Below are 16,592 nucleotides of genomic sequence, written 5' to 3' on the forward strand. Positions count from 1 at the left end.
AAAAAAATGATGGGATTGTAATGGCTTTTAGAAAATTTAACTTTGATCGTCTATATAATTGTCTGTTTTTATGAATGAAAATCCCTCTCCTGAAAAATGTTCAAAAGAGGGAATTATATTAATTTATTGACTATTTTTTATGATTTTCTTTAGATTAATTTAAGAATTGAACTTATTTCTTGATAATCTTATGTTTAAAAGTAACTCCGTTTTTCAATACAATATTTAAAAAATAGACCTCTGAAGTGTAAGATGAAAGATTAATTTTATTTTCTCTGAAGGTTTCTGCTAATTTGCGCCCATCCATACTAAAAAGAGTCATTGAAGCCACGTCTTCTTTAGATTTTACATTAACAAAATCTGCGGTAGGGTTAGGGTATATATTCACATCTATTGTCTTAATATCCTGAACGTTCAGTGAAGCACTACTTTTTCCCTGCATATATACTGAAAGATAAACATCACCTTGTTGCTGGTTGAAAACAGCCGTTGGTATGCTGTGCTTTAATGTATGGTTTCCAGCCGATACATTAGGTAGTGTAAAGCTTCTGATAGGAACTGAATTTCCCGGGCACCAATTGTTCCACGAAGTCCATTCGGCAAATGATGATGGGGTGGTTCCATAGATTCCGTTGCCCTGAGTATTATAAACTCTGAAAGGCTCACAGGATGTTCCGCCGGGAGTGTAGGTAAGTACCTGTACATCGTCTAAATAAGTGAAATTCTGCCTTCTGATATATTCTTCACCACCACTATTGGCTCCATGAGGGGTGGAAATGACGAAAAACTTTGCATTGTTAACTGATTCCGGCAGATTGAAGTTTACAAGTCTTACCGTTTCACCAGTAACATCAGTGCTGTTATAATTGTTTAATCGGTTGTAGCTCAAGAGCGGGGCTAGAGTATTGTAGTCACTTGGAGTAGCACCATTATCTGTAGAGAAAAAAGTAAGTGTTCCCGAAAATACATCAATTCTGTTAGCGCATCCCTGAACCTGGGTTTGAGCAGCATAAGGAACTCCAAAAACATCCAGTTCCATATATAAATCATAAGTATTACGAAGCGTAGTATCATGAAATACGCTGTAAAGATTGCTGATGTCGTAGGTGTAAGGAACTTCAATCGGAGAACGGTTCTTGTTCATGAAAGGAGTGATGTATCTCCCGACCTCAATTCTTTTTACATTAGGATCATTCATCTCATAGGTAGCCTGGTTTTTTGGAACCATAGCCAGAAATACCTCTCCAAGCCGATCATAATTATCACATAAAGCACCTATTGTTACCCTCATGGCAATTTTTGCTTTAAAGGAATTTAATTCAGCATCTGTCAGTTTTCGCGCATATCTGGTATTTCCCAGTCTTATTAAACCCGTAGGAACAGGAGTAGATACGGTAGCTGCATAACCATCATAATATACAGCATCCGAAATCAGGTTGGTCATACTGGTAGATTGCGATTTGAACAGCCCGGATAATAAGAGCCCTGAAAAAAGTAATCTTTTAAACATATGATTGATATTTGTTGTAAATATATTAAAATATGCATTTGGATTTCCTTTTTTGGTTGTTATTTTTGTTATTTATGATGTTTTTATTGAATAAAAATCAAAATAATTAAATGTTTTCAAGTTGAAATATTATTTTATAATGAATTTAGAGAGTTAATATTTTTTTTATTATAGTGTTTTCTGTTTTTATTGTTAAATTAGCAAGGTAATTAGTGTTAATATTATTAATAATGAAAAGAATTTTACTTTTATCTTTCTTGTTTGTAGTGTTGAGTATAAATGCTCAGATCAATTTAAATATTGGAAGTTCAGCAGTGGGTAGTGCCCCTGTAAGTAGCTTTTTTTCCTATTCCTATGTTCAGCAGATATACCCTAAGCAGGAAATTAATGCTAATGCAGCCGGAAATATTACAGGATTTACCTTTTATGTTGATCCTTCTGCTACAATAAATGATTCCTCAAACTGGACAATTTACCTTGGGAATACCTCAAAAATGACTTTTGTAGCCGGTACAGACTGGATTCCCTCTTCGCAGCTTACTCAGGTATTTGCAGGGACAGTAACTAAGAATGGTAACAAAGTGGAAGTCGTTTTTACAACTCCATTTGCGTATAATAATACTGATAATTTGGTTATTGCGGTAAAAGAAAATTTGCCAAGTATTGATATTAATAATTTTGACGAAGCTTTCAAAGTTTATCCGTATTTACAAAATTCTACACTTGTTTATAAAGGTGATCGTGCTGTGGTAGATCCGGCGGCTCCTCCGGGTGGGATCAGGGTAGATTATAAATCTGCAATAAGTATTACCGGATTAACGGCTAACCTTGCTCCGGGATGTCCTATTGTTATTTATCCTGCTAATAATGCTCAATTTATTTCATTGTCACCTACCATTACCTGGCAGCAGGTTTCAGGGGCAGATTCTTATAGAATTTCTTTAGGCACAAGCCCAGGAGCCACAGATGTGATCAATCATCAGGCTGTAAATGGTACGAACTTTAGTCTTTCACCTTCTATTGTTCTTAATCGAAATACGAATTACTATTTAAAAGTTACGTCTGTTTCAGCTAATGGAGAATCTTCGGGTTGTATTGATTATACTTTTAAAACAATTCCTCCTATCCCTGCAAATGATGAGTGTTCGGGGGCTCTACAGGTTTCTGAATACCCTTATACGTACGTGCAGGCAGACGGAATGTCCTCTACTAATAATGGCGGATTTGCACTAGCTTGCGCAAACGACGGTATGAATGACGGTTTATGGTTTAAGTTTACAGGAAACGGAACCCCGTATACGATTAAAGTTAGTCCGGGGGTTGCTTCTTTTGATCCTAAAATAGGAGTGTATAGCGGAACGTGTACTAATTTAGTTTGTGTGGGAACAATGGATAATAACGGTGGCGGTTCTTCCGAAACAATTGTAGTTCAGACAACCGCAGGAACTGAATATTATGTAAACGTTGGTTCCTACGAAGATTCTGTAGATAAACCGGAAGATGTGTTTACAATAAATATTACAAGACCTTAATTTTTCATTTTAAGAAAAATTTTTAAAATCAAATAAAAATGTTGTGGTATACCGTATCACAACATTTTTTATAACAGATTGAATAATAATATAAAAGATGATAAAGAACTGCCGGACCTATGTCCTATAACTCGTATCATCCGTATGCTGAATTCTAAAAGGCTTGTTAAACCCGGAATTTTTAACAAACTTTAACTCAAATATGGCATTCATTGTGTTGATTAATGCAAGTATTTATCAGAAATTTACCACTTATTTTAAATCAAGCTATGTCAGATATACATCAAGCAGAAGATATCCGCCAGTTGACGGAAAAAGTAAAAGAAAAAAACTACTTATTCTCTCTTCTGAGACAAGAAATCAACAAGGTTATTATTGGGCAGGAATATATGATAGACCGTCTTTTGGTAGGGCTTTTAGGAAATGGTCACGTTCTTCTTGAAGGAGTTCCGGGGCTGGCGAAAACCTTAGCCATTAAAACCTTGGCGGATGCTGTTCATGGTGACTTCTCAAGAATTCAGTTTACTCCGGATTTACTTCCGGCAGACGTTGTGGGAACAATGATCTATAATATCAAAGACAATGATTTCTCTATAAAAAAAGGTCCTGTATTTGCCAATTTCGTACTTGCGGATGAGATCAACCGTGCTCCGGCAAAGGTACAGTCTGCGCTTTTAGAGGTAATGCAGGAAAAACAGGTGACTATCGGCGATGAAACCATGAAGCTTCCAAAACCATTCTTGGTGTTGGCAACGCAGAACCCTATCGATCAGGAAGGAACTTATTTATTACCGGAAGCACAAAGTGACCGTTTTATGCTGAAATGTACCATCGACTATCCTTCTTTTGAAGACGAAAGACAAGTGATGAGAATGGTTTCCACTTCCCATCAGCCAACGGTAAAACCGGTTATTTCACTTCAGGATATTGTAGAAGCAAAAGAGCTGATTAATCAGATTTATCTTGACGAAAAAATAGAAAAATATATTCTGGATATGGTGTTTGCAACACGTTACCCGGAAAACTACGGATTATCTGAGCTTAAAAATTATATCAGCTTCGGAGCATCTCCAAGAGCATCTATTAATCTTGCCATTGCTTCAAGAGCTTATGCATTCTTAAAAGGAAGAGCTTTCGTTATTCCGGAAGATGTAAAAGCTTTGGCAAAAGATGTTCTAAGACATAGAATGGGCTTAACATTCGAAGCAGAAGCGGAGGAAATTACAACAGAAGAAATTATCAACAGAATCTTAGCAAAAATTCAGGCGCCATAATGAGTGATGTAATAATCAGAAAAGCAACTCAGGAAGACTGTGGTGCAATGCTTGAACTAATTAAAGAACTTGCAGAATACGAAAAAGCATTACACGAAGTCACTGTAACCTTGGAAGAATTTACAGCAGACGGCTTTGGTGCATCTCCTGTTTGGGGTGCTTTTGTAGCAGAATTGAATGGTGAAATTGTTGGGATTTCCTTATATTATGACAGATATTCTACCTGGAAAGGAAGAAGATTATACCTTGAGGATCTTGTGGTAACAGAAAGAATGAGAGGGAAAAAGATCGGAAAGCTTTTGTTTGATGCTACTTTAGAATACGGAAAGTCAAACCAATACAGCGGAATGGTATTTCAGGTATTGAACTGGAACGAGCCTGCAATCAATTTTTATAAAAAATACAGCCCGAAGTTTGACGATGAATGGTTGAATGTATCCATTGAGTTTAAGTAAGAATTAAAAAAGGAAATCCCGAACTCAAATCCGGAGAACCCTTAAACATAAACCTTCTATGCAGATAAAAGATATTGTAAAAAAAGTAAAGCAGATAGAAATCCGTACCAGAAAAAAGACGGAGGCTGCTTTGATGGGGCAATATCATAGTGCCTTTAAAGGACAGGGAATGACTTTTTCAGAAGTGCGTCCTTACCAGTTTGGCGATGAGATCAGAAGAATCGACTGGAACAAGACAGCGCGTTTTCGTGAGCCTTTCGTAAAGGTTATGGAAGAAGAAAGAGAACTTACCATGATGATTTTGGTGGATATTTCCGCATCAATGGATTATGGAACCAAAGTTCAGTTGAAAAGAGAATACGTAGCCGAAATCGCAGCAAGCTTAGGATTTTCAGCAGCCGGAAATAACGATAAAGTAGGATTGATCCTTTTTGCAGATAAAGTATACAAAGTGATTCCTCCCCAAAAAGGAAGAAAACATATTCTTTCCATTATCAGTAATATTCTCACCGCAGATTATGTTCCTGCTGAATCCAAAATAGATAAAGCTATGGAATATATGATGGGAATTTTTAAAAGAAAATCTCTTGTTTTTTTATTTTCAGACTTTGAAGACGAATATGACTCCAAAATGCTGAGAGTAGCATCCAAGAAACATCAGCTGTTGGGAATGAGAATATTCGATGAAAAAGATAACGAAATTCCTGATGTAGGCTATACCTTATTATATGATGCCGAAACAGGAAAACAAATATGGGCAAATACATCTAGTGCAAGATGGAGGTATACTTTCGCAGAAGCTCAAAAACAGAAATTAAGAGCATTGGAAGAAGATTTTGTAAACAGTTCGGCTGGTTTTATGAATATTAATACAGGGTCGGATTATTCAAAATTGTTGTATAATTACTTTCAGAAAAAGTAAATCGGGGTTTACCCGCATAAAAACATAAGGTTTTACCTTTATTATTTATTAAACATTGAGAAAAATATTTTTAATACTATCTTTCCTGATCTGTGCAAATGCTTTTTCACAGATATTGTCTTCCAATGTAGAGAAGAAAACTATTGCGTTGGGAGAAATCAATCATCTTATCATTAAAGTTGATAACCTTCGTGGGCAGGAAGTGATTTCTGCACCTAAAAATGAATTGCTTCCTTTTCATTTTGAAGAAACTAAAGACAGTATAGGGCAGAATACCAATTTATACGAAAGAAAAATAGAATTCGCCGTTTTTGAAGAAGGAAAATTTACAATTCCCGAACTTGATTTCAAAGTAGGAGATAAAGTTCTTAAAACAATTCCTTATGAAATTGAAGTCATTAATACAGCCCAAAAAGCTGATCAGATTAATGACATTATGAAAAATAAAGAAGTAAAACTGGAAGCCAAAGACTATTGGGAGCTTTATAAATTCTATATTCTCGCTGCAATAGCTGCTATTGCACTCATCCTTGCCATCATTATGATTGTAAAATGGGGCAGAAAATCAAAAAGTACCCCTGCGGTAGCAACCAATCAGACTTTAAAAGAACTTGACTCCCTTAAAAAGAAAAAATATATAGAAGCTGGAAACTTCCGCTCATTTTATGTTGAACTGATTGATATTTCCAGAAATTTTATCACCAAACAATATCATCTTCCGGCAGATGTTCTTCTTACGGATGACCTTATTGATGTGATGAAAAAGAATAATACCATTTCTCAGGATAACGAAAAAGTTGTTGAAGACGTCTTCCTTAGAGGAGATCTGGTGAAGTTTGCCAAAACCTTTCCCGATCAGGAAACCATGGAGAAGGACTTTGCCAATATCAGAGAGTTTGTGAAAAGATCATCCAAGGACTTAGAATTTGAAAACTTAAGAAAAGATGTTTAATTTTGAGTTTTACAGTCCGTGGTTCTTATTACTTTTTCTGCTGTTTATTCCGCTTTTTATAAAAGATGTCAGAAAACAGAAAAGAAAAGGCATAAAAGTTCCTACCACAAAAAATATGGATTCCAGCGGGGGAATTCAAGGCGTGCTTTTTTTATTAAAAATATCAAAGTATATCATTCTTTCCGCTCTGATTATTGCCATGGCAAGACCCAGAACCTTTACCGTTTCACAAGACAGAGACGATACAAAAGGTGTGGATATAATGCTTTCTATTGATGTTTCCCTCAGTATGCTGGCGAAAGACCTTAATCCTGACCGTATCACTGCGTTAAAGGATATTGCCATAAAATTTGTACAGAAACGCCCCAATGATAGAATAGGAGTGGTAGCATATGCTGCAGAAGCCTTTACAAAAGTTCCGGTAACATCAGACCATCAGGTTGTTATTGATGAAATTAAAAACCTTAATTCTACAGGGCTTGAACCTGGAACAGCTATTGGAGAAGGACTTTCTGTTGCGGTAAACCACCTGGTTAAAAGTAAAGCTAAAAGTAAGGTGATCATTCTGATGACGGATGGAGTAAGTAATATTGAAAATGCTATCCCGCCACAACTTGCTGCCGAACTTGCAAAAAATAATGATATTAAAGTATACACCGTCGGTATCGGAACAAACGGATACGCATTAATGCCTACTGCGGTAGACTTTTTTGGTGATCTTATCTTTACTGAAACAGAAGTTGCCATTGATGAAAATACGTTAAGAGAAATTGCTGAAACTACAGGAGGCAAATACTTCAGAGCAACTTCAAACAGCAGTCTTGAAGAAGTATATGATGAAATCAACCAATTGGAAAAATCAGATGTAAAGGTTTCAAGGCTTTATAACTATCAGGAATACTTCACTGTTTTTCTTTGGATAGCATTGGGAGTCTTGTTTTTTGATGCGTTGTTGAGATGGGTATTTTATAAAATTTTAAGCTGATGAGTTGGTCGTTAGGAAATTATTGGTATTTATTTTTACTGTTGCTTCTGCCGCTGTTAGCTTCCTTTTTGATCCGTTTTTTAAAATGGAGAAAGAAAAAAAGAGACCTGTTTGCAGCAAGCCAGTTTCATGATAATTTATTTGAAAAAAATTCAGGATTTACAAAGTTTTTTCCTGCATTATATCTCTTGGGTACGCTATTCCTGATATTCTCTATTATTGATCTTCTGAATGGTTCGGAAGAAGTAAAGAGCAATCAGAAACTGAATAACGTGATCTTCATGCTGGATGTGTCCAATTCTATGAATGCGGAAGATATTGAACCAAGCCGTCTTACAGAGGCAAAAAATCTGATGATAAATACCATGCAGAAAATGAATAACGATAAAATTGGAATCGTAATTTTTGCAGGGCAGGCAACCTCTATTATGCCTTTGACAACAGATTATAATTCTGCTGAAACCTACATTTCCGGAGTTGAAACCAGTTCTATGAAAATTCAAGGGACAGACTTTCTGAAAGGAATGCAGGCAGCAGTAGAAAAATTTAAAAATGTAAGTAAAGGTTCACGAAAAGTTATATTGCTGAGCGATGGTGAAGATAATGAAGGAAATGATAACGCAGCTATAAGACTTGCTAATAAAGAAGGAATAACCATTACTTCCGTAGGAATAGGGTCAGATGAAGGCGCTCCTGTTCCTGAATATACAGCCGGACAGCTGATGGGTTACAAGTCTGATATGAACGGAAATACGGTAATTTCAAAAAGACAGACCGAAGCTTTAAATAAAATGGCAGGATCTACAGGTGGTACTTACATAGACGGAAATAATATCAATGAAGCACCTGACAGAATCATTGAAGCGATCAATAAAAAATCTTCAGGATCAGAAACGCTGGTAAAATCGCAGAATGCCAATCATTATTACCAATATTTTTTGGCTGTATCTATCCTGTTTTTCTTTTTAATTTATATTTTTAATCCTAAAAATGACTTTAATGTTTAGTCTCCCTATTATGAATAATGATTGTAAAGACTACTTTAACCGAATTTTAACAAATAAAACTCTGTTTCTTAACATATAAAGGAATAATTTTGCAAGTGATGAATACTAAAATCATATTTTTAGCGTTAATAGTTGCTTTCTCCTTCTCAGGCTTTATGTTTGGGCAGGAAAACTATAGAACATTGGTTCATGAAGGCAATCAGAAATTTGATGGTAAAGACTATGATGGAGCTTCTTCAAAATATATGGAAGCTGTAAAATCCAACGAAAAAGATTTTACGGCTCATTACAATATGGGGAATGCATTATATAAGAGCAAAAAATATGAAGAGGCAAAAGCAGAGTATGAAAAAGCAGAGCAGCTTTCACAGACCCTTCCTGATAAAGCAGCTGCACTTCATAATCTGGGAAATGCTTATATGCAGATGAACCAGCCGGAAAAAGCGGCAGATTATTATAAAAAGGCTCTGAAACAAAACCCATATAGCGAAGCAACCCGAAAAAATTATGAGATTGCTAAGCTGAAGGAAAAAGAGAAAGAACAGAAGAATAACCAGCAGAATAGCTCAGGAAAAGGCGGCGGTGGAAATGATCAGAACAAAGGTGAAGATCAGAAAGGAGATAAAGACCAAAAACAGGATCAGGGAAAAGGTCAGCAGAACGAAGGCAAAAGTGATCAGGGAAATAACCCTCAACAGAATCAGAATAATGAAGGAAAAATGCCAAAGAACCTCGAAGATGCTCTCTTGGATAAAATAAATAATAAGGAAAAAGAAACCGCCAAAAGAATTTTAAATAAGAATTCTTATTCGATGCCTGAAAGCAACGAGAAAGATTGGTGATGCAGAACAAATGGATTTACATATTGCTTACTCTGGCATCCGTAATTACTTACGGACAGGTAAATCTTTCTCTTGATGCAGATAAAAATGAATATGGTGGAAAGGATATTGTAAACCTTACCATTATTCTTGAACTTAACGGGAGCGATCTTGTTCAGCAAACAGGTTTCCAGCTTCCGGACCTTTCTAAATTTAATATTATAGGCAGTGGATCCGTTACCAATACCGTTATAGATCCGGCAACCAATACCCTGATTACTCAAAAAGTATCCAGAATTGCGCTTGAGCCAAAGAAAAAAGGTAAAATAAAGATCGGTTCCGTTCTGGTGACCGTTAATAATAAAATTTATAAAACAGAACCTTTTGACGTCAATATTCGTGATATTGTTGACAAGAGAGCGCTGGCAAGCAACACTTCCAATGAAGTATATCTGAATATGGAGATTGAAGACAGGGAAGTATACCAGGATCAGCCTACCGTTGCCGTGCTTAAAGTATATTCCAGAAATATTGATAATCTTCGTAAAGTAAAAAATATCCGTCTTCCTCAGCAGGATAATATTAACGTACATCCTATCAATTTCTCCAAATCGGAGATAGATCCTTCCGGTAACGGAAATATGGCATCTCAGGTATTGGCAATGTTCATGGTATTCCCGAATGAAGCAGGATATGTAGAAGTACCTGGAGTATCTGCTTCAGTAAGTACGTATTCTCACAAGAATAAAATTATTTCCAATAAGGTAAAACTGAATGTCAGAAAACTTCCAGAAGGCGCTCCCGAAAGCTTTAAAAATGCTGTAGGAATCTTTAATGTAAGTGTATACAGCACTTCAAAAGAAAAACCGGAAGCAAAAAAACCAATGAATGTTGTGGTAAAAGTAGCAGGGGAAGGAAATTTACCGGATCTTGAGCTTCCTAAAATTGCTGCATCACCGGATTATGAAATCTTTGCTCCTAAAATTACGTCTAAAGTATCTCCGGGTACTACAGGCATGAAGGGAGTCGTTCTTGCCAATTATGTCATCATTCCGAATAAATCAGGGGATATTTCAATTAAAACAGAACCATTTGCTTTTTTTGATCCTCAAGATCGAGACTATGTAGATGTCGGACAGAAGACGTTAGCTGTAAAAACTTTTTCTCATGATCAGATCATGGAATCACGAACTACGGTGGAGAAAGTAAATGAATACACCAATAATCTACTTGAAACGGTAAATACGCCTGTTTTAAAAACGACTTCATTTAAAGTAAAGGAAAAAAGTAAATTCCATTGGAGTATTCTTTTGACTAATATTGCTATTCTTTTAGGTTTATTTATTGCTTATGTTTTATTTAAAACTTGGCAAAAAAAACGTACATTAGTTAGGGAAACCGCATCTCAAAAACCATTGGGTTCTGTGGCGGAAACTGAAAAGGAAATCAGAGAGTTGATGAAAACAGACATCAATGATTATTTTGGATATCTTGAAAACCTTAAAGACAACAATGAATATGATAAGTTCTTTGTAACATTGGAGGAGTTGGATCAGGAGGTCAGAAATCAGTATTTCAAAGGCTCTGTTACGGAGTTTAAGACTTTTCTGGAAAAGCACAAAGGATCTTCAGTAGCAGAAGAATATGGAAATTTGCAGCAAAGAATTGAAATGGAGAAATATTCACCTGTGAAATCTTCGGAGGGAATTGAAGAACTTTTGAAAACTATTGTTAATTTCTATTCACAAATTAGCAAATAGTCAATTTATTTTCATATTTTTGCGAAATTTTTAATTACAAAGGGATGGAAATTCTTGATGGATTCTCTTTCAAAGAGATCGTTACCAGCTTTATGGTTCTTTTTGCCGTTATTGATATAATCGGTTCAGTTCCTATTATCGTAAGCCTTCAGCAAAAATTTGGAAAAATTGAGGCTGGTAAAGCAGCAGTTACTGCCGGAGCAATTATGATTGTTTTTCTGTTTGTAGGAAACAAAATTCTTAAACTGATCGGAGTGGATGTAAATTCCTTTGCCATTGCCGGAGCTTTTGTGATTTTTGTCATAGCTTTGGAAATGATTTTAGGAATTGAAATCAATAAAACAACAGAAGCAAAGGCTGCCTCCATTGTACCCATCGCATTTCCGCTGGTAGCAGGTGCCGGAACCTTAACAACTGCCTTATCCCTTAGAGCTGAATTTCATGATATTAATATTATTTGCGGAATTATTCTTAATACAATTTTCGTATATTTGGTGCTGAAATCAGCGAAATGGTTAGAGAAGAAAATTGGAGATGCTACATTGATGATTCTTCAGAAAGTTTTCGGTATTATCCTTTTAGCAATTTCAATTAAATTATTCACTGCAAATTTTGCCCAATTGGTGCTGAATTATGTTAATTTTTAAAAATTATGAAGAAGTTTTATAAAGTATTTTTAGTACTGTTCATCGTTTTCATCGCTATTAATTTGTATGCTATTAACTGGCAGAATGATCTTATTGCTGATGAAGACAACATTAAGTTTGTGTTTTCTGCAGCTGCAGCTGCAATAGGTCTTATCTTACTTTTTGTAATGGATACCTGGAGCAGAATCGGTGTGAAAAAATAATTTCATATACTGATATTATAGATATAGCCTCTTTCATTTTGAAGGAGGTTTTTTATGATTAAAAGTAAGGCTCTTAAGTAACTGTTTCGTTATCTAAGGGAGGATTAATATCAGATTAATAGAGGTGAGTTTTAGCCCGCCAAACAAAAATGCCCTATCAAACGGCTTTAGCCAAACCCTGATATTTCACAAAACAAATTCACACCAATATTCCCCGTGTTAATCACAAAAAAATACGCAAACATCGGAAGAAAGTTTGCGTAATTTATACCAAAAAAGACATTCTATTTTAAGAAGAAACCACAAGGTTTTTAAGGATTGCTTCAGATTTAAGCTCTGTTTCAATCCATTCCTTTTCCGGATTGCTTTGTGCCGTAATTCCACCTCCTACAAAAACATGTACAGAATCTTTGTAAAGTCTTGCACATCTAAGGTTCACAAAATATAAAATATTTTCTTCTGTTTCAATTTTAATATATCCTGCATAGAATTCACGTGGGAATTTTTCATACTTGCGAATATTTTCATTACAGAAATCTTTTGGAATACCACAAACAGCCGGAGTAGGGTGGAGATCCTTGATCAGACTGTCAAGATCTTCAGGTTTGATTACTGTTTTGAAATCCGTACGCAGGTGTTTTATATTTCCAGAAACATGATCATAGGTCTCAGATTGCTGAACTTGATCAGAATAGTTTTTAAGAATATCCTGAATATAGCTGGTCACAGGTTTTTGTTCTTCGATTTCCTTTTCAGACCATTCTTCCGTGACAGGAAGAGTACCCGCCAATGCCATAGTTTCAAATTGATGGGTTATCTTATCGAATTTCCCCAAAACCTCCGAAAAAGCTCCCATCCATGCGTTTTCTCCGTCATTAAATATATATCTGAATGCATTCGGATATGTTTGGCAAAGATTGTTGAAGCTTTCTTTATAATCAATCGTCTTAAAGTCTGTAAAAATCTTTCTTCTGGAATATACCAATTTGGGTAACTTATTTTCTTTGATCACCTCAATCACGCGTTGTAATGTATCACAATACTCTTCCCTGGTTTCAGGAATAAAGTTGGTGGCATCATGTATCAGTTGTTCATTGGTTATTGAATAACTGTTAAATTCATTAGTATTGACTTCAATAATGTTTCCTTTGAAACTTATTTGATTAAGGCTGTTATATGAAAAAAAATCGACAGCATTGGTATTGGTTTCTTCGTTTACAGAATATAATCCTTCGTTAAAGGGAAATTTGAAATAAATCATTAGCTATGAATGGATTTTGAAAATCAATGTCCGGAAATAATATAGGAAATTCCCATGTTGATTTTCCTTTCTGCAAAGGTATTACTACTCTGAAAAATGTCAAAATTATAAGAGCTGTTTTTTAATGAAACATTTCTCATTTTGTATTCCTGATATTCAAGTGATAAGAGAATTTTTTTCATAATCTGATATTGGACACCTAAAGAAAATCCTACATTAACTTGTTGGGATGTAAAGTTATCCAATTTGCTCATGATCATATTGTCAGGGGCTAAGAATTGCATTTTATAGATGTTTTTATTAATCAAAGCACCTATAAAAGGGCGGAAATTTTTCCATTTATACTGTAGTTTCACTTGCATGGCATATTCAATATGCTTATTATTAAATTGTTGGAAGAGTAAAGGCTGTGCATCTTCAGAAAAATAATAGCCGTTGAGCCAAGTGTCTTCCTTATTACCATTCAGATCAAAGGTGGAGTTCCATTGATAGATATGAGCAGATAGCATCAATGAAAAATTATTGAAAATAGGTTTCGAAACCCATAGCCCCAGATTAAATCCTGTCTGCGTATCTTTTTGTTCATCTTTAGCCCAGGAGCTTTTTTTAAACCCGAATCCTGTTTCTACACCTAGTTGAATCTTTTTATTGATATATACAGCCGTTCCCGAAATTTCATCTTTTATGGGAGTTATTTCTTTAATTTCCTTTGAGGGTATATCAAGTGTTCTTATAAATATTCCTCTTGGTTGTAGTTTTAATGCTTTTTCCAGGTAAATTGTGTCGTAAACAATTACCTTTTCGTACACATATATAGTATCTGCCTTTTTTCTCTGAGCATTAAAGGTTTGTAAAAAAATAAGGAAAAAAATATAGACAATTTTCTTTACAGGCATCGTTTGTTTCAGTTTATCTTTCCACATATATTGTATCTCTCTGTATGATTTTCTTTACCACAATGACTTTTTGAGGAGAATCATCTTTAGCTGTATCTTTTGTAGCGGTGTAATGTTCTTTTTGTTTTATTTTGATGGCTTTTTCTTCCTGAATTTTCTCTTTTTCATAAATGGTTTCTTTGGCGACAAACTCTTTGTTTTGAGGGTGCTGATCTTCCGTATTTTTCAATAAATTTTCTTCTTTTTTCTGTTCTGTTTCTCCCTTTTTATCAGAATTTATATTGTTTGGAATAGGACTATTACGTGGAAGTAAAATAATAAAAGCACTCACTGTAACCACTACAAGTGCAATGCTTCCTGTAATAATACCAATTTTGGGAAGAAATCCTGAACTGATGGGAACCGTAAAGTTTTGAGAGGGAATCTGATCCGGTATTTCAAAATTTCGGGACGGAGATACTGAAAAATCTGAAAATTTACTTTTAAAAGTCTGTGCCCATAATAATCCTCCAAATCCAAAGAAAATGAGTAATTGAGTAAGTTTTTTGCTGTTTTTCGGGGTTTCAGCATTTACTGTATTGAGTAGAAAATTTTGCACTGCTTTTTTAGCTCTTAACAGGTGAGACTTTGAAGTATTTACAGTGATTCCCAATTGGCTGGCTATTTCTGAATGGGTATAGTTTTCAATAAAATATAAATTAAAAACAGATTTATGATGATGAGGAAGACTGTCAATAGAAGACAAAAGTTCTTCCTGAGTAAAATCATAGGAAAGAACATGGTTTTTTTCTTCATTACTGTTCATAGCAAATGATGTTTCAGTGATTTCTGACGGTTCTTCTGTAATAAATATTTCTTTACTGCCTTTTCGGAGGTATTGTAACGCATTATTTACCACAATTTTTTTTAACCAGGCAAAAAGCATCTTTTCATCCTTCAGTTGATGTACATTTTGAATTGCTGCTACAAAACTGTCCTGAAGAATGTCTTCCGCTGCATGCGTATCCTGTATATATCTACGGCAAATCCCCAGTAATTTTGGGGAGTATTCACTGTAAATCTTTTGCCAGTCATTGGTTTTTACCATCAAATATCTAGTTTTTTACTGCCAGTATAGAGATGAATCTACTTTAACAGTTGAGTTATTGATCTGTTTTCTAAAGTAAAGTTGTTTCATAATATGGTTTATAAATAGTAAAATAATTTGAGCAAACAATGAAACCTTATAGCAAAATTTCCGATGTTTACAGCAGTGCTGCTATAAGGTTTCAGTCTGAATGAGAATGTTTAATTGTTTTTGACAACAAAAATTGAATTAAAGCAGCCTTTGGAAATGTCCGGCAGGCTCTGTGCTTCCACATCATTAATATAAAACTTTACCGAACCCATAGAAGGATGTAGTCTTGTTGTATAAATATTTTGATCTTTAACGGCAAAATGGGAAATAGTATTGAATCCGTTTGAATTATTCATTTGAACAAGCGTATTGTTTTTGTAATAGAAATCTTTTCCTATATAATATTTATCTGCACCTTCAGCATACATATTTATTATGCCACTTTGGATAATATTAGCGGGGATTTGTATATCATTCCCTGAAATAACATCTTTTACAGCATAAATATTTTGAGAAGAATTGGAGAGTGCTGGGTTTCTTGTTGACAAGTAAAATTCAGAAGAGTTAGACGAATTTTTAATGAAATTCTGAAAGATAAGAGAATGTGAAACAATATGGAATGTATTGTTTTTGTAATAACCGAAGTCCCAGGTAATAGGATTGGTGTACTGGAAATTTTTGCGGGAAGCTACATAGACATCGTTATTAAAGATTTCAAGACCACCTGAAAAAATAGAATTTGCATGAGAATCCAGAATAGTTTTTACTCCGTTCTTCCAATAGCAATGCTGGTAAGTATTCTGTCCTGTAGTTGGGTTATGCTGTCTGATGACTCCTGAAAAATAGACATCTCCATTATTTACTTTGATCTGACTTGACAGAGATAGCTTATCATTGTCTACCGCTGTATTAGGTTCTACATTCAAGTATTCTGCAACATTGTGTTTTACTCCATTCTTCCAGAAATACCATTCTTTTGCCTGGCTGACAGGCTCAATATTAGTTGCGAGCAGATAAATATCATTGTTATCTACTACGATCTGTATTCCATTCAGATTTTCTCCTCCCGGAACAAAGGTTTGTTGTCCGTTTTTCCAGTAGCAGGCTTTGTAGTTATCAGTTCCTCCCAGATAGACATCATAGGAAGCGGTCCTTTTTTCTAAAGGATCAGAATTCTCATTACTGCAGGACATGCAGAATAAGAAGAGGATGAAGAATGTTAAAATTTGAGTTTTCATGGTTATTGTTTC

General features: G+C 35.0%; 16 protein-coding genes. 11 read left to right on the top strand and 5 right to left on the bottom strand.

The genetic code is table 11. The annotated features are described in order from the left end of the window. Positions 1-172: 172 nt before the first annotated feature. Positions 173-1,510 (bottom strand): peptide-N-glycosidase F-related protein, encoded by a 1,338-nt coding sequence (locus AC5YGG_RS11310; protein WP_496144596.1) that lies wholly within the window; start codon positions 1,508-1,510, stop codon positions 173-175. A gap of 230 nt (positions 1,511-1,740) precedes the next feature. On the opposite strand from AC5YGG_RS11310, the gene AC5YGG_RS11315 reads away from it, so the two are divergent. The 11 genes from AC5YGG_RS11315 to AC5YGG_RS11365 all read left to right on the top strand — a co-directional run bounded on the left by AC5YGG_RS11315 (position 1,741) and on the right by AC5YGG_RS11365 (position 12,068). Beyond that, positions 1,741-3,042 carry a hypothetical protein gene (locus AC5YGG_RS11315; RefSeq protein ID WP_496144597.1) on the top strand — a complete coding sequence of 434 codons (1,302 nt, stop codon included), beginning with the start codon at positions 1,741-1,743 and terminating at the stop codon, positions 3,040-3,042. A gap of 269 nt (positions 3,043-3,311) precedes the next feature. Continuing rightward, positions 3,312-4,316 carry an AAA family ATPase gene (locus AC5YGG_RS11320; protein ID WP_496144598.1) on the top strand — a complete coding sequence of 335 codons (1,005 nt, stop codon included), beginning with the start codon at positions 3,312-3,314 and terminating at the stop codon, positions 4,314-4,316. Beyond that, a complete protein-coding gene (locus tag AC5YGG_RS11325) occupies positions 4,316-4,771 on the top strand; it encodes a GNAT family N-acetyltransferase (protein WP_496144599.1) in 456 nt (151 codons plus the stop codon). Before AC5YGG_RS11320 ends, AC5YGG_RS11325 begins: the two co-directional genes overlap by 1 nt. A 58-nt stretch (positions 4,772-4,829) precedes the next feature. Further along, on the top strand, positions 4,830-5,693 hold the full coding sequence (locus tag AC5YGG_RS11330) for a DUF58 domain-containing protein (RefSeq protein ID WP_496144600.1): 864 nt from the start codon (positions 4,830-4,832) through the stop codon (positions 5,691-5,693). A 55-nt stretch (positions 5,694-5,748) separates the two neighbouring features. Beyond that, the gene (locus AC5YGG_RS11335) at positions 5,749-6,645 is read left to right on the top strand and encodes a BatD family protein (protein WP_496144601.1); all 897 of its coding nucleotides are present in this window, start codon (positions 5,749-5,751) and stop codon (positions 6,643-6,645) included. Then, a complete protein-coding gene (locus tag AC5YGG_RS11340; RefSeq protein WP_496144602.1) occupies positions 6,638-7,630 on the top strand; it encodes a VWA domain-containing protein in 993 nt (330 codons plus the stop codon). The genes AC5YGG_RS11335 and AC5YGG_RS11340 overlap by 8 nt, the downstream gene beginning before the upstream one ends. Then, positions 7,630-8,637, top strand: coding sequence for a vWA domain-containing protein (locus AC5YGG_RS11345; protein WP_496144603.1), 1,008 nt, complete (start codon positions 7,630-7,632; stop codon positions 8,635-8,637). The genes AC5YGG_RS11340 and AC5YGG_RS11345 overlap by 1 nt, the downstream gene beginning before the upstream one ends. A 98-nt stretch (positions 8,638-8,735) precedes the next feature. After that, positions 8,736-9,479 (top strand): tetratricopeptide repeat protein, encoded by a 744-nt coding sequence (locus tag AC5YGG_RS11350; protein WP_496144604.1) that lies wholly within the window; start codon positions 8,736-8,738, stop codon positions 9,477-9,479. Continuing rightward, positions 9,479-11,218 (top strand): BatD family protein, encoded by a 1,740-nt coding sequence (locus tag AC5YGG_RS11355; RefSeq protein ID WP_496144605.1) that lies wholly within the window; start codon positions 9,479-9,481, stop codon positions 11,216-11,218. The genes AC5YGG_RS11350 and AC5YGG_RS11355 overlap by 1 nt, the downstream gene beginning before the upstream one ends. Before the next feature lie 44 nt (positions 11,219-11,262). Continuing rightward, positions 11,263-11,865, top strand: a complete 603-nt coding sequence (locus AC5YGG_RS11360; protein WP_496144606.1) for a MarC family protein — start codon at positions 11,263-11,265, stop codon at positions 11,863-11,865. A gap of 5 nt (positions 11,866-11,870) precedes the next feature. Then, on the top strand, positions 11,871-12,068 hold the full coding sequence (locus AC5YGG_RS11365; RefSeq protein WP_076549088.1) for a hypothetical protein: 198 nt from the start codon (positions 11,871-11,873) through the stop codon (positions 12,066-12,068). Positions 12,069-12,357: 289 nt separating this feature from the next. Here AC5YGG_RS11365 and AC5YGG_RS11370 read toward each other — a convergent pair whose 3' ends face one another. The 4 genes from AC5YGG_RS11370 to AC5YGG_RS11385 all read right to left on the bottom strand — a co-directional run bounded on the left by AC5YGG_RS11370 (position 12,358) and on the right by AC5YGG_RS11385 (position 16,580). Then, complete coding sequence (locus tag AC5YGG_RS11370; RefSeq protein WP_496144607.1) at positions 12,358-13,329, bottom strand: chorismate-binding protein; 972 nt, start codon at positions 13,327-13,329, stop codon at positions 12,358-12,360. A gap of 23 nt (positions 13,330-13,352) precedes the next feature. After that, positions 13,353-14,252: a hypothetical protein gene (locus AC5YGG_RS11375; RefSeq protein WP_496144608.1), complete on the bottom strand. Its 900-nt coding sequence runs from the start codon at positions 14,250-14,252 to the stop codon at positions 13,353-13,355. Continuing rightward, a complete protein-coding gene (locus AC5YGG_RS11380; RefSeq protein ID WP_496144609.1) occupies positions 14,239-15,312 on the bottom strand; it encodes an RNA polymerase sigma factor in 1,074 nt (357 codons plus the stop codon). Before AC5YGG_RS11380 ends, AC5YGG_RS11375 begins: the two co-directional genes overlap by 14 nt. 200 nt (positions 15,313-15,512) lie before the next feature. Beyond that, on the bottom strand, positions 15,513-16,580 hold the full coding sequence (locus AC5YGG_RS11385; protein ID WP_496144610.1) for a hypothetical protein: 1,068 nt from the start codon (positions 16,578-16,580) through the stop codon (positions 15,513-15,515). Between the last annotated feature and the right edge of the window lie 12 nt (positions 16,581-16,592).

Source organism: Chryseobacterium sp. CS2K3, assembly GCF_059515185.1.